General features: G+C 69.0%; 11 protein-coding genes. 2 read left to right on the top strand and 9 right to left on the bottom strand.

The genetic code is table 11. The annotated features are described in order from the left end of the window. Positions 1 to 67 precede the first annotated feature (67 nt). Positions 68 to 667 (top strand): TIGR03086 family metal-binding protein, encoded by a 600-nt coding sequence (locus ACZ4WH_RS27235; protein WP_468185155.1) that lies wholly within the window; start codon positions 68 to 70, stop codon positions 665 to 667. Here the strand turns inward: ACZ4WH_RS27235 and ACZ4WH_RS27230 are convergent. After that, entirely contained in the window at positions 654 to 1,517 is an 864-nt protein-coding gene (locus ACZ4WH_RS27230; protein ID WP_468185153.1) for a thioesterase family protein, read from the bottom strand. The genes ACZ4WH_RS27235 and ACZ4WH_RS27230 overlap by 14 nt on opposite strands. A 165-nt stretch (positions 1,518 to 1,682) precedes the next feature. Here ACZ4WH_RS27230 and ACZ4WH_RS27225 point away from each other — a divergent pair, with 165 nt between their 5' ends. Beyond that, positions 1,683 to 2,942 carry an alpha/beta hydrolase gene (locus ACZ4WH_RS27225; RefSeq protein ID WP_468185150.1) on the top strand — a complete coding sequence of 420 codons (1,260 nt, stop codon included), beginning with the start codon at positions 1,683 to 1,685 and terminating at the stop codon, positions 2,940 to 2,942. Here the strand turns inward: ACZ4WH_RS27225 and ACZ4WH_RS27220 are convergent. The 8 genes from ACZ4WH_RS27220 to ACZ4WH_RS27185 all read right to left on the bottom strand — a co-directional run bounded on the left by ACZ4WH_RS27220 (position 2,851) and on the right by ACZ4WH_RS27185 (position 12,803). After that, positions 2,851 to 3,510: a trimeric intracellular cation channel family protein gene (locus ACZ4WH_RS27220; protein WP_468185148.1), complete on the bottom strand. Its 660-nt coding sequence runs from the start codon at positions 3,508 to 3,510 to the stop codon at positions 2,851 to 2,853. The two genes, ACZ4WH_RS27225 and ACZ4WH_RS27220, sit on opposite strands and share 92 nt — an antisense overlap. Positions 3,511 to 3,557: 47 nt before the next feature. Beyond that, the gene (locus ACZ4WH_RS27215) at positions 3,558 to 4,949 is read right to left on the bottom strand and encodes a M1 family metallopeptidase (protein WP_468185146.1); all 1,392 of its coding nucleotides are present in this window, start codon (positions 4,947 to 4,949) and stop codon (positions 3,558 to 3,560) included. 97 nt (positions 4,950 to 5,046) lie between these two features. Next, positions 5,047 to 6,696 carry an ABC transporter ATP-binding protein gene (locus ACZ4WH_RS27210; RefSeq protein WP_468185144.1) on the bottom strand — a complete coding sequence of 550 codons (1,650 nt, stop codon included), beginning with the start codon at positions 6,694 to 6,696 and terminating at the stop codon, positions 5,047 to 5,049. After that, the gene (locus ACZ4WH_RS27205) at positions 6,693 to 7,784 is read right to left on the bottom strand and encodes an ABC transporter ATP-binding protein (RefSeq protein WP_468185142.1); all 1,092 of its coding nucleotides are present in this window, start codon (positions 7,782 to 7,784) and stop codon (positions 6,693 to 6,695) included. The genes ACZ4WH_RS27210 and ACZ4WH_RS27205 overlap by 4 nt, the downstream gene beginning before the upstream one ends. Continuing rightward, the gene (locus ACZ4WH_RS27200) at positions 7,781 to 8,788 is read right to left on the bottom strand and encodes an ABC transporter permease (RefSeq protein WP_468185140.1); all 1,008 of its coding nucleotides are present in this window, start codon (positions 8,786 to 8,788) and stop codon (positions 7,781 to 7,783) included. Before ACZ4WH_RS27200 ends, ACZ4WH_RS27205 begins: the two co-directional genes overlap by 4 nt. 72 nt (positions 8,789 to 8,860) lie before the next feature. Continuing rightward, positions 8,861 to 10,612: an ABC transporter substrate-binding protein gene (locus ACZ4WH_RS27195; RefSeq protein WP_468185137.1), complete on the bottom strand. Its 1,752-nt coding sequence runs from the start codon at positions 10,610 to 10,612 to the stop codon at positions 8,861 to 8,863. A gap of 56 nt (positions 10,613 to 10,668) precedes the next feature. Then, entirely contained in the window at positions 10,669 to 11,667 is a 999-nt protein-coding gene (locus ACZ4WH_RS27190) for an ABC transporter permease (RefSeq protein ID WP_468185135.1), read from the bottom strand. 350 nt (positions 11,668 to 12,017) lie between these two features. Beyond that, on the bottom strand, positions 12,018 to 12,803 hold the full coding sequence (locus ACZ4WH_RS27185; protein WP_468185254.1) for an enhanced serine sensitivity protein SseB C-terminal domain-containing protein: 786 nt from the start codon (positions 12,801 to 12,803) through the stop codon (positions 12,018 to 12,020). Positions 12,804 to 12,806: the final 3 nt, after the last annotated feature.

The raw sequence follows: 12,806 nt of genomic DNA, 5'->3' as shown, positions 1-12,806 counted from the left end.
AAATGCTGACGCCGGTTGTCAGGTTATCGAGGCATCCTCGCCCCACCGACCGAGGGAGAGGCACACCATGACCAGCACCGACTTCATCGACCCGCGACCCGTGTACGTCCGCGCCACCGAGCAGGCGGCCGCCCTGATCAAGACCGTCCGCCCCGAAGACCTGACCCTGCCGACGCCCTGCTCCGAGTTCGATGTCCGGGGTCTGCTGAGCCACATCGTCGGCGGGACCCGGCGGATCGCGATGGTGGGCGAGGGCGGTGACGGGCTCGCCGTGCACCCGTCCGCCGACGGCGTCGGGGACGACGGCTGGGCGGCGGCCTACGACGAGGTGCGGGTGCGTGTCCTCAAGGCCTGGGAGAGCGACGAACGGATGGTGACCCCGGTGCGGGTGCCCTGGGGTGAGGTGCCCGGCCACGCGGCACTTTCCGGTTACGTCATGGAGATCGTCACGCACACCTGGGACCTGGCCGAGGCGATCGGCGCTCCGAGCGAACTCGACGCGGAGCCGGCCGAGTTCGCGCTCGCGACGGCCCGGGCGGTGCTGCCGGACACCCGTCCCCGCGGCGGGGAGACGCCCTTCGAGGCCCGCCGCGAGGCGCCGCTGGGAGCCGGACCCTACGAGCGGCTGGCGGCCTGGCTGGGGCGCGAGCCGCTCAGCCGAGCCTGACCCGGGCCAGCTGCCGGGACTGGGCGACCATGCGGTCCGCGCTGTCCCAGACCTCGGCGTCCTCCTCCAGGAAGCCGCCGGCCAGGTTGCGGGTGGTGATGGACACCCGCAGCGGGCCGGGGGCCGGGCGGTGGCGGACGTGGACGGTGAGTTCCACGGTCGGCACCCAGCCCTTCAGGCCCAGCTCGAAGGCGGTGGGCGGGAGGGCGTCCACGGCGAGGAGCAGCGAGAGCGGGTCGGCGTCCCGGCCGTCGGCGAGGCCGAACCAGGCGCGCATCTCGCCCTTGCCGGAGGGCGCGCCGAGCGCCCAGCCGAGGGTGGCGGGGTCGAGCTTGAGCATCAGCCGGTCGGCGATGGCGGAGCTGCCCTCGACCGGGGCCGGCCCGTCCTCGGGGCCGAAGCACTGCTCCAGCGGTGGCATCGCGGGCGGGGCGGCGGTCGTACGGACGTCGTCGGGGAGGGTGGCGAGGTCGCCGTAGGAGGCGAGGACGCGGATGCGTTCGACCTCGTTGCCCTCGTCGTCGTACTGGTAGAGCGAGGCCTGGCCGGTGGAGAGGGTGCGGCCGGTGCGGACGGTCTCGGTGCGGACGACCGCCGGGCCGGGCCGGGAGGCGGTCAGGTAGTGCGCGGAGATGGAGAAGGGGTCCGGGTGCGGGAGGGTGTCCGCGAGGGCCCGGCCGAGCACGGCCAGCAGATAGCCGCCGTTGACGGCGCTGATGATGGTCCAGCCGGCCGAGAGGTCGATGTCGTAGACGCCGGGCTCGCGGCGGGTCACCGCGGTGTCGCGGTCGAACTCGCTGTCGCCGATCAGGGCCCGCGTCGGGGAGGGGGCGGAAGCTGCTTCTGGCATGGCTGCACGGTACAGCAGAAAACTACTAAGCGGTAGCTTTGTGCGTTGGGCGAGGTGGCGAGCGAAGGACCCGCCCCGGGGGCCCCGAGTGAGATTCCGGCAATATCTCGGTAAGTGTCCGGACTCGTCCACAACCCCCGGCGCCGGATTCCCCTCTATGGGGACATGAGCCTCACCGGGACCCCGTTCCTCTACACGACCGTCCTGCTGTCGGTCGTCGCCCTCATACTGCCGCTCGTCCTGTGGTCGCGGATGCGCGGGCCGAAGCCCCTGCGGATCACGGCCCGGGTCCTCATGCTGCTGTTCGCCCAGGGCACGGCCGTCACCCTGGTCTTCGTGCTGGTCAACAACCAGAACAACCTCTACGACAACTGGGCCGACCTGCTCGGCACCGGCGACCACGTCCAGCAGGCCGACGACCTCGGCGAGGACGGCACCGGCGGTATCACGGTGACCCGGCTGCCCAAGGTCAGACAGACCTTCACGGCCGCCGACGGGCCCGGCATGCGCGCGGCCGGCGGAGTCCGCGTCACCCAGCTCAAGGGCCGGGTCTCCGGGGTGAACGCCGAGGTCTACGTCTGGCTGCCGCCGCAGTACGACGAACCGGCCTACCGGAACAGGAAGTTCCCGGTGGTGGAGCTGCTGCCGGGCTACCCCGGTTCCGCGAAGGCCTGGTTCGGCTCGCTCAAGGCCCACGAGCAGCTGCTGCCGCTGATGAGGAGCGGACAGGTGGCGCCGTTCATCCTGGTCGCCCCGCGCACCAACCTGCTGGCCGGCGTGGACACGGGCTGCGCCAACATCCCGGGCCAGGTCAACGCCGACACCTGGCTCAGCATCGACGTCCCGAAGATGGTCATGGACAACTTCCGGGCCCAGCCGGCCCCCCAGGGCTGGGCGGTGGCCGGGTACTCGGCGGGCGCGCACTGCGCGGTGAAGCTCGCCGTCGCCCATCCCGACCGGTACCGGGCGGCGGTGAGCATGTCCGGCTACAACGACCCGATCGGCGAACGCAACTCCCTCGCCGCCCAGACCCCCGCCCTGCGCGCCGCGAACAACCCCTATCTGCTGCTGAGGCAGGCCGCCGTACCGCCCCGGATCGCGCTCTACCTCTCCGGCGAGTCCGGCGACGGGTACCAGGCGGGCATGGCCCTGGAGTCCGTCGCCGAGGCGCCGACCACCGTGCGGGTGGTGTTCCTGCCGCGCAGCGCGGGCGGTCACACCATGGCGCTGTGGCGCCCGCAGGTCGACACCGTCTTCCGCTGGCTGACCCTCCAGATGGGCCAGAGCCACGCCAAGGGGCAGGACACCTCCGTCGCCGGGACCGCCCCCGGGACTACTCCTCGGTCACCGTCGACCGGCGGTTCCACGCACGCGGCGCTCGCCAGTGGAACCGCATCGCGAGCAGGCGCAGCACGAAAGCCGTGATCACCGCGAGCCCGCTGGTGAGCGGGGTCAGGACGTCGTAGCGGATGCAGAGGACGACCATCGTGGCGCCGACGATCGCCGGGACCGCGTACAGGTCGCGGTCCCAGCGCAGCAGCGAGGGCACCTCGTTGGCCAGCACGTCCCGCAGGACGCCGCCGCCCACGGCGGTGGCGAGGCCCAGCGTCGCCGACGCGGTCAGGCCGAGGCCGTAGCTGTACGCCTTCGTCGTACCGCTGACGCAGAACAGGCCGAGGCCGGCCGCGTCGAAGACGAGCACCGCCGCCTGGATGCGCTCCACGTGCGGGTGCAGGAAGAAGACGACGAGCGTGGCGAGCAGCGGGGTGACGAAGTAACCCAGGTCCGTGAAGGCGGCCGGGGGTACGGCCCCGATCACCAGGTCGCGGAACAGCCCCCCGCCCAGCGCGGTGACCTCGGCGAGGACGGCGATGCCGAAGACGTCGAAGTTCTTCCGGACGGCCAGCAGGGCGCCGGAGATCGCGAACACGAAGATGCCGATGACATCGAGCGTGTGCTGGACGGAGGGACTGAAGAGTTGCTGGAGCTGCACCCTGACATTCTCGCCTGTCCGAGCACCTGAACCTTACAAAGCCAGGATCACAGGGCGGGCTTCCCTGTGGTGAACAGCCAGGCGTCGAAGAGATCGTCGAGCTGCCGCCCACTGACACGCTCGGCGAGGCGGATGAAGTCGGCGGTGTCCGCGTTGCCGTACCGGTGGAGCTTCGTCCAGGCCGGCAGCAGCTTGAAGAAGGCCGTGTCGCCGATCCGCTCGCGCAGCATCTGGAGCGTCATCGCGCCGCGCTCGTAGACGGCGGAGGCGAACATCGTGTCCCGCTGCGGATCGGCGACCTCGATCTGCCAGAAGGCGGAGCCTGCGGGGCGGGCGTTGTAGCCGGCCAGGAAGGAGTCGTGGGCGGTGCGGGTGCCCTGGTGCTCGGCCCACAGCCACTGGGCATAGGTGGCGAACCCCTCGTTGAGCCAGATGTCCTTCCACCGCGCCACGCTCACCGAGTCCCCGAACCACTGGTGGGCCAGCTCGTGCACGATGGTCGTCTCGCTGCGCACGGCCGAGTAGGCGGGCTTACTCTGCACCTCCAGCGAGAACCCCGCCTCCGGCATGTCGTCGACGATCGCGCCGGTCTCCTCGAAGGGGTACGGCCCGAAGACCTGCGACCAGTAGTCGGTGGCGGCGGCCGTGACGGCGTACACGTCGACGCTGTTGCCGTTCTTCAGCACCGGGTCGACGGCGACGTAGATCGGGATGCCGCCGGGGGTGCGCCCGGTGCGCACGTCGAACTTCCCGATGGTGGCGGTGGCGAGGTAGGTCGCCATCGGCTTCGACTCCCGCCAGTGGGTGTACGTCGAACCGCCCTTGTCGTACGTCGACACCAGCCGGCCGTTGGAGACGCCGGTCAGGCCCCGGGGGGCCTTGATCCGGATGTCGTAGGTGGCCTTGTCGGCGGGGTGATCGCTGGACGGGAACCAGGTGGAGGCGGCGTTGGGTTCACAGGCGACGAAGACACCGTCGGGGGTCTTCATCCAGCCGTAGTGGGAGCCGAAGACGATCGGCCCCCCGAGGGGCTGCGGTATGCCGCCATAGGTCACGGAGACGGTGAAGTCCCGGCCCTCGGGGAGCGGGTGGCGCGGAGTGACGGTGATCTCGTCGCCGTCACGGCTGAACCGCGCGCGTCTGCCGTCGACCTGGACCCCGGTGACCTCCAGCTGCTGGAGGTCGAGGTCGAAGGAGGAGAGCTTCTGGGTGGCGCGGGCCGTGAGGGTCGTACGGCCGTCCAGGCGGCCGGTGTCCGGGGCGTAGGCGATGTCCAGGTCGTAATGGCGGGCGTCGAAGCCGCCGTTGCCCAGCCGGGGGAAGTAGGGGTCGCCGATGCCGGGGGCGCCGGGGGTGGGGGCGGCGGAGGCGGCGATGACGAGGAAGGAGGCTGCCGCGGTGGCGACAGCCCCCAGACGTGCCGAACGGGAGAGTGCCATGGTCGTCCCTTTCGAGCGTGCCGATCAGTGGTCGGACACGGACGACTCTGCACTCTCCCGTTCGGACATGTACATGACTTTGCCCAGTCGTCATGTGCTACTTGTCGGTTGACTCCTGGGAGTCGGCGCCGGACGCCTTGCCGGTGGGCTCGGTCTTCTCGCCGGTCTCGGTTCCGGGCTCCTCGCCGCTCTCGGCCTCGCGGCCGGTCTCCTCGGCGACGGCTCCGGTGTCACCGGATCCCTCCGCGGGAGCGTCGGCCGCGGCGCCGGTGGCGGCGGTGGCGGCGGTGGGCTCCTCGGCCGGGGCGTCGGCCTCGGGCGCGGCCTTCTCGGCCGAGACCTTCGCGCCGGGACCGGTCTTCACACCGGAAGCGGCCTCTTCTTCGGAAGCCGCCACCTCGGCAGCCGCCGCCTCCTCGGAAACCTCATCTTCGGAAGCCGCAGCCTCAGCAGCCGCCGCCTCCTTGGGAGCCGTCTCTTCGGAAGCCGCCACCTCAGCGGCAGCCGCCGCTCCCGAAGCCGCCGGCTTCTCGGAAACCGCCGCCGCTTCAGCAGCAGCCGTCTCCTCGGCAGCCGTCGCCTTCTCCGACACGGGTTCCTTCTCGGCCGGACCCTCGGAGAGAACCGCGTCCGGTACCAGTTCCGACGCCTCCTTCGCCGCCGTCAGCAGGACCGTGTCCTGCGGCGCCTGGTCGGCGAAGTTCTCGGGGTGGTGGCAGGCGACCCGCTGACCCGGCCTCAGCTCCACGAGCTGCGGCTCGGTCGTCTTGCAGATCTGCGTCGCCTTCCAGCACCGGGTGTGGAAGCGGCAGCCGGAGGGCGGGGCGATGGGCGAGGGCACATCGCCGCGGAGCAGGATGCGCTCGCTCTTCTGACCCCGGCGCTTCGGGTCCGGCACCGGCACCGCCGACATCAACGCATTGGTGTACGGGTGCATCGGCGACTCGTACAGCGAGGTGCGGTCGGCGAGTTCCACGATCTTGCCGAGGTACATCACCGCGATCCGGTCCGACACGTGCCGGACGACCGAGAGGTCGTGGGCGATGATCACGTAGGTCAGGCCCAGCTCCTGCTGGAGGTCGTCCATGAGGTTCACGACCTGCGCCTGGATCGACACGTCCAGCGCGGAGACCGGCTCGTCCGCCACGACCAGCTTCGGCTTCAGGGCGAGCGCGCGGGCGATGCCGATGCGCTGGCGCTGACCGCCGGAGAACTCGTGCGGGTAGCGGTTGTAGTGCTCGGGGCTGAGGCCGACCAGTTCGAGGAGCCGCTGGACCTCCTTCTTCACCCCGCCCTCCGGCTCCACGCCCTGGAGCCGGAAGGGCGCCGAGACGATGGAGCCGATGGTGTGCCGGGGGTTCAGGGAGCCGTACGGGTCCTGGAAGATCATCTGGATGTCGCGGCGCAGCGGGCGCATCTGCCCGGTGCTCAGCCGCGTGATGTCCTGACCCTCGAAGGTGATCTTCCCGCCGGTCGGGTCCTGGAGGCGGGTGATGACCCGGCCCATGGTCGACTTGCCGCAGCCCGACTCGCCGACGACGCCCAGGGTCTCGCCCTTGCGCACCTCGAAGTCGATGCCGTCGACGGCCTTCACGGCGCCGACCTGGCGCTGAAGGATGCCCTTCTTGATCGGGAAGTGCTTGGTCAGTCCCTCGACCTTGAGCAGCACGTCCCGCTCCTCGGGAGCCGACGCCTGCTTCGGGACCGCTGCCTCGGCGACGGTGTCCGTCTTCTTGGTCTCACTCACAGCTTCGGCGCAATCTCTTCGGTCCAGATCCGCTGGCGGTCCTCGGCCGAGAGGTGGCAGGCGGACCAGTGCCCGGTGCTCACCTGCTCCAGCTCGGGGCGCACCGTGCGGGTGACGTTCCCCTTGGGGATGTCCGCGTACGGGCAACGGGGGTGGAAGGCGCAGCCCGAGGGGACGTTGATGAGGCTCGGCGGCGAACCCTTGACCGGGATGAGCCGTTCGGAGGTCTCACGGTCGATGCGGGGCATCGAGCCGAGCAGGCCCCAGGTGTAGGGGTGCTGCGGCTGTTCGAAGACCTCGCCGGCCGGACCGCGCTCCACGCACCGGCCGCCGTACATCACGAGGACGTCGTCGGCGATCTCGGCGACCACACCGAGGTCGTGGGTGATCATGATGACCGCGGAGCCGAACTCCTTCTGCAAGTCGCGGATCAGGTCGAGGATCTGCGCCTGGACGGTCACGTCGAGGGCGGTGGTCGGCTCGTCCGCGATGAGCAGCTCGGGGTTGTTCACCAGCGCCATGGCGATCATGGCGCGCTGGCGCATACCGCCGGAGAACTCGTGCGGGTAGCCGTCGACGCGCTTGGCGGGCTCGGGGATGCCGACGCGGTCGAGCATCTCGATGGCCCGGGCGCGGGCGACCTTCTTGCTGACGTTGTGGTGCACCCGGTAGGCCTCGACGATCTGGTCGCCGACCTTGTAGTAGGGGTGCATCGCGGACAGCGGGTCCTGGAAGATCATCGCCATCTCACGGCCGCGGAGCTTGCGCACCTCGTCCGGGGCGGCGGAGACCAGTTCCTTGCCGTCCAGCCAGATCTCGCCCGACATCCGCACGTTCTTGCCGCGGGTGCCGAGCCGGTGCAGGCCCATGATGGCCTGCGAGGTCACCGACTTGCCGGAGCCGGACTCACCCACGATGGCGAGGGTCCTGCCCTTCTCCAGCGAGAAGCTCAGCCCGTCGACGGACTTGACCACGCCGTCGTCGGTGGGGAAGTGCACCTTGAGGTCGCGGACCTCCAGGAAGGCTTCGGGCGCCTTGGCGGGGGTGGGCTCGCCCACGGCCGCGTCGGTCTTGGAGAGTTCGGTCACGAGAGCCTCACCCGCGGGTCGGCGGCGGCGTAGAGCACGTCCACCAGGAGATTTGCGATCACGACGAAGAAGGCGGCGAGCAGGGTCACGCCGAGGATCTTGGGCAGGTCGTTGTCGGTGATGCCCTGGACCGCGTACTGACCGACGCCGCCCAGCGAGAAGACGCTCTCGGTGATCACGGCGCCGCCGAGCAGCAGACCGAGGTCCATGCCGAACACGGTGATGATCGGGGTGAGGGCCGCGCGCAGACCGTGCCGGACAACGACGTTGCGCTCGCGCAGGCCCTTGGCGCGGGCCGTGCGGATGTAGTCCTCGTTCATCGTCTCCAGCATGCCCGAGCGGGTGAGCCGCGCGTAGATGGCGGAGTACAGCAGCGCCAGCGAACACCAGGCGGGGAAGAGGGTGTTTGCCCACTGCTCGGGGTTCTCGGTGAACGGGACGTAGTCGCGTCCGAAAATCGGCCAGTTGAAGACGAAGAGCAGGATCGCCAGGTTCCCCGTGAAGAACATGGGCAGCGAGACACCGGCGAGTGCGATGCCCATGAAGGTGCGGTCGAAGACCGAGCGTGGCTTCAGCGCGGAGATGACACCGATGACCACACCCGAGACGAGCCACAGCACGGCGGCGCCCGCGGCCAGCGAGAGGGTGATCGGAATGCGCTGGGTGAGCTGCGGCCAGACCGCGACGTGGTCCTTGAAGGAGTAGCCGAAGCAGGGCACGTCGCAGTGCACCGTGGTGGGCCCGAGGTTGTAGTCGGCGCCGGCCACGATCCCCTTGATGAAGTGCCAGTACTGGACGTAGACGGGCTGGTCCAGACCGAGGTTGTGCTTGACCGCGGCGATGTCCGCCTTCGACGGGCTCTTGCCGATGTACTGCTGCGCCAGCTGATCCGCTGTCTGGCCGGCGAGCCGTGGCAGCAGGAAGAAGATGGCAAAGGTTACCGCGGAGACGACCAGCAGCAGGATCACTGCCGCGAACGTCCGGCGGAGGATGTACGAGATCACGGGGACCGGCGCTGGTGCCCGCGGGCCGCGAAGCCCGCGGGCACCAATGCCTTCACCTGCCTTCCGGGGCTGCTACTTCGACGCGACGCCGATGTTGAGGTAGTCGTACTGACCGCTGAAGGCCGCCGTGGAAACCAGGTTGGTGTAGTTCTGCGGGCGGGCCAGCAGGACCTTGAAGTAGGTCAGCGGGACGAGGACAGCGTCGTCCATGGCCTTCTTGTCGATCTGCGTGTAGAGGCTGTTGCGCTCGTTGTCGTCCTGAGTGCCGATCGCCTTGGACAGCAGGGCGTTGACGTCCTTGTTGTCGTACTGCGACAGGTTGGTGTTACCGGACTGGCTGATCGCCTTGCCGTTCAGGATCTGCTGGAGGAAGCCGTAGCCGGAGGGCCAGTCGGCGCCCCACTGCATCATCTCCAGGCCGATGTTCTGCTTCTTGGTGAACTTCGGCACGCCCGCGTAGTCGGTGAAGTACTTACCGGACGGGTACTGCTTGAGGGTGGCGTTGATGCCGACCTTCTTGAGCGAGTTGATGATCGCCGTGGCGGCGTCGATCTCCTGCGGACGGTCCGAACGGGCGGAGATGTTCGTCGAGATCGAGGACTTGCCGCAGGCCTTCAGCTGCTCCTTGGCCTTGGCGACGTCACCCTTGTTGTCCTTGGTGTTGTAGACGTCGGACTTGGCGTAGCCCGGGATGTCCGGCGGGAGGACCGTGGAGGCGATCTCACCACGGATCGGGCCGCCCTCGGCGGTCTGCACCGAGACCTTGTCGATGGCGTACTGGACGGCCTTGCGGCACTCGACCTTGTCGAACGGCGCGACCTTGGTGTTGATCGCCATGTAGACCAGACGGCCACCGTAGGTGTTGTCCGTGTTGGCCTTCTTCGACGGGTCGGTGATGACCTGGGCCTGCGTCGCGGCCTGGACACCCGTGCCGCCGAGGTCGATCGCGTTGCCCGCGAGGACGTCCTTGTCGATCGTCTCCGGGTTGACCTTCAGCTTGACGACGATCTTGTCCGGCAGCTGCTTGCGCAGCGGGTCCGTCTTCGCGTCCCAGTTCTCGTTGCGGACGAGGACGGCCTGCTGACCCTCCGCGTAGCTCTGGAACTTGTACGAGCCCGAGGAGACGATGTGCTTGACGTAGTCGACGCCCGTGTCCTTCGCCTTGGGCACCGGGGCCGTCTGCGGGGCGGCGACCAGGTAGTCGAACTCCTGGAAGGCCTGCTTCAGGTGGAAGACGATCGTGGTGTCGTCCGGCGTCTCGATGGAGGACAGGCCCTTGTCGCTCTTGTCCTTGTACGGGCCCTTGTACTTGTCGCCGCCGGCCAGGAACTGCTGGAAGTAGTTCGGGCCGAGGGAGAGCACGTCACGCGCGAAGTTCGAGCGCTCGACGGCGTACTTGACGTCCTTCGAGGTGATCGGCGAGCCGTCCTCGTACTTCAGGCCCGAACGCAGCTTGTACGTCCAGGTCTTGCCGCCGTCGCTCGGGACGCCCTTGCTCGCGGCGAGGTCCGGGGCCAGGGCGTTGCCCTCTTCGCCGGGACCGGGCTTGAAGGTCATCAGCGGGCGGGCCCACAGCCGGCTGAGGTTGTACATGTACGCGTAGTACGTGTTGCCCGGGTCGAACGAGTCCGGGACATCGGACAGCTCGTAGGTGAGCGTCCCGCCCTTCTTGTCGGACACGTTGACGACGCCCTTGGTCGCGGCGTTGGCCCCGGCCGACTTGGTGCCGTTCTCGTTCTTGTTGTCATCGGCCTTGCTGCAACCTGCAAGAAGCAGGCTGGCGGAGCCGATGGCCGCGATCGCGGCCAGCGCTGACCTTCGCATGATGGGCGCTTTCCCCTCCATTGATCGGAAAATTTTCGGGCTCTCCGCGGCAGGCGTCAGCGGCTGCGCGGGTCGAGAGCGTCGCGGAGACCGTCACCCAGCAGGTTGAACGCCAGGACGGTCACGAAGATGGCGAGACCAGGGACGATCATGAACATCGGGTCGACCTGGTAGAAGTTGACCGCCTCACGGAGCATGCCACCCCAGGACGCCTGCGGGGGCTGGATGCCGACGCCGAGGAAGCTCAGGGACGCCTCGAAGAGGATGTTGGTCGGGATGAGCAGCGTCGAGTAGACGATGATCGGGCCGACCAGGTTGGGCATCAGCTCCCGGAACAGGATGTACGGCGCCTTGGCGCCCATGCCCCGGGAGGCGTCCACGAACTCGCGCTCGCGCAGGGCGAGGGTCTGGCCTCGGACGATCCGGCCCAGGTAGGGCCAGTTGAAGAAGCCGATGACGAAGATCAGCACGCTCAGGTGGAGCGGCAGTCCGTCCAGGCCGAACGCGCCGCCCTGGAGGGTGGCGGAGATGGAGATGGCAAACAGCAGGAGGGGGAAGGCGAGGAACGTGTCCATCAGCCGGCTGATGATCGAGTCCACCCGTCCGCCGTAGTAGCCCGCGATGACGCCCATGATGGCGCCGATCACGTTGGACAGGATGGTGGCGCCGAAGGCGACTACCAGCGACACCCAGGAACCCTCCAGGATGCGGGTGGCGATGTCCCGGCCGAACTTCGGGTCCACACCGAGCGGGTGATCCGCGCTCATGCCGCCGAAACTGCCCTTCGGCAGCGAGGTGTCCGGACTGATCAGGTCCTGGTTGAAGGCGTTGGGGTCGAGCCCGAACGCGGCCTGGATGGGGCGCGAGAGGATCGCGACGAGGATCAGCAGGACGACGATGACACCGCCCGCGACGGCGACCTTGTCCTTCTTGAACCGGGACCAGGCGATCTGGCCCAGGGAACGACCCTCGATCTGCCCCTTACCGGCACCCTCCAGCACAGCCTCCGGCTGTGCCTCGGCTGCCGCCCCGGTGGTCTCGATCGGTGCGGTCACGGTGAGCGACCCCTCTCGCCGGTGGTGACCGGCCTGCGCCTGCCGCGGATTGCGGCTTTGTCGACTTGCCATCGAGCATGAGGTCTCGACCTCATGTCTGAGTCGGGAGTCTTCAGCGTCTTTGCGATCACCCGCCAGAGCTGACGGCGAAAGTATGCGCAACCGTGATGCAGTTCGGAGGATTCCGTTATCCGATCACTGGGTAACGGACATCGGACGGGGGCCAGTTGGGGCAGAACGGTTAATCTCCGCGGTTCGGGACGAACGGCGGATGTCTACGCGCGCAGAAGTGTGTCGTCCGTGTAAATTATGCGACCCGCACTCAGAAGCCATGTGGTTCCGCTTGGTTGTCAGTAACCGCCGTGCACCGGTGGGTAGCCGTACCCGCCGGCCGGGGCCTGCGGCGGGGCCGGGACCTGAAGCTGCGGCTGCGGCGCGGGGGCGTGCGCCTCGCGGTCGTAGAACGGGCGCGCGTTGGCCCGCATCCACATCACCACCGGGTCGTGGTCGTCGGTCATGGCGACCGTCGACACCGGCAGCCCCTCCGGGACCGCGCCGATGGACTGCTGCATCATCGCGCGCACCGAGTCGACCGCGGCGGGCGAGGTCTCGTACACGTCCAGGCCGATGGCGAGATACGGCGCCCCGAGCGCGGGCTGCACCCAGGCTCGGCGCAGCGAGCGGAGCGCGGGGGTGCGGTGCGCGTTCTGCGCGAGCAGGGCGTAGAACTGCGGGATCTCGATGCCGGGCTCGGAGAGCCGGAGCGGGCCGGCGGGCTGGCGGTCCAGGCCGGTGGCGATGCGGCGCAGATCCAGCCAGGGGATGCCGACGCCGCCGCCCGGGGCGTGCGGATTGAGCCAGAGGCCGTAGTGGTCGGGATAGAGGGTGCGGGCCACGTCGAGGCCGTCGACCACTTCGTACGAACGGTTCCAGCCGCTGGCGGACAGCTCCTGGGCGGAGGTGACGCAGGGGGCGTAGTGGAAGCCGTCCACCTCCATGTCCCCGTACTGGGCGTCCGGGGAGCCGGCCTGGCCGTGCCACAGGAGCATCCAGATCTGGCCGGAGGAGGGGGTGGCGAGGGCGCGGAGCAGGGCCTCGTAGGCGTCGTAGCGTCCGGGGGTGACCTGGCGCAGCATGTG

The sequence above is a fragment of the Streptomyces sp. NPDC029138 genome (assembly GCF_055564375.1).
The sequence above is the reverse complement of the archived record's forward strand: the minus strand, read 5'-3'. Positions and strand labels throughout refer to the sequence as shown.

What these genes read in the sequence shown, in the direction of transcription:
- ACZ4WH_RS27225 (WP_468185150.1), top strand. Translation starts at nt 1,683, where the DNA reads ATGAGCCTCACCGGGACCCCGTTCCTCTACACGACCGTCCTGCTGTCG.
- ACZ4WH_RS27215 (WP_468185146.1), bottom strand. Translation starts at nt 4,949, where the DNA reads ATGGCACTCTCCCGTTCGGCACGTCTGGGGGCTGTCGCCACCGCGGCA.
- ACZ4WH_RS27185 (WP_468185254.1), bottom strand. Translation starts at nt 12,803, where the DNA reads ATGCTGCGCCAGGTCACCCCCGGACGCTACGACGCCTACGAGGCCCTG.
- ACZ4WH_RS27230 (WP_468185153.1), bottom strand. Translation starts at nt 1,517, where the DNA reads ATGCCAGAAGCAGCTTCCGCCCCCTCCCCGACGCGGGCCCTGATCGGC.
- ACZ4WH_RS27235 (WP_468185155.1), top strand. Translation starts at nt 68, where the DNA reads ATGACCAGCACCGACTTCATCGACCCGCGACCCGTGTACGTCCGCGCC.
- ACZ4WH_RS27195 (WP_468185137.1), bottom strand. Translation starts at nt 10,612, where the DNA reads ATGCGAAGGTCAGCGCTGGCCGCGATCGCGGCCATCGGCTCCGCCAGC.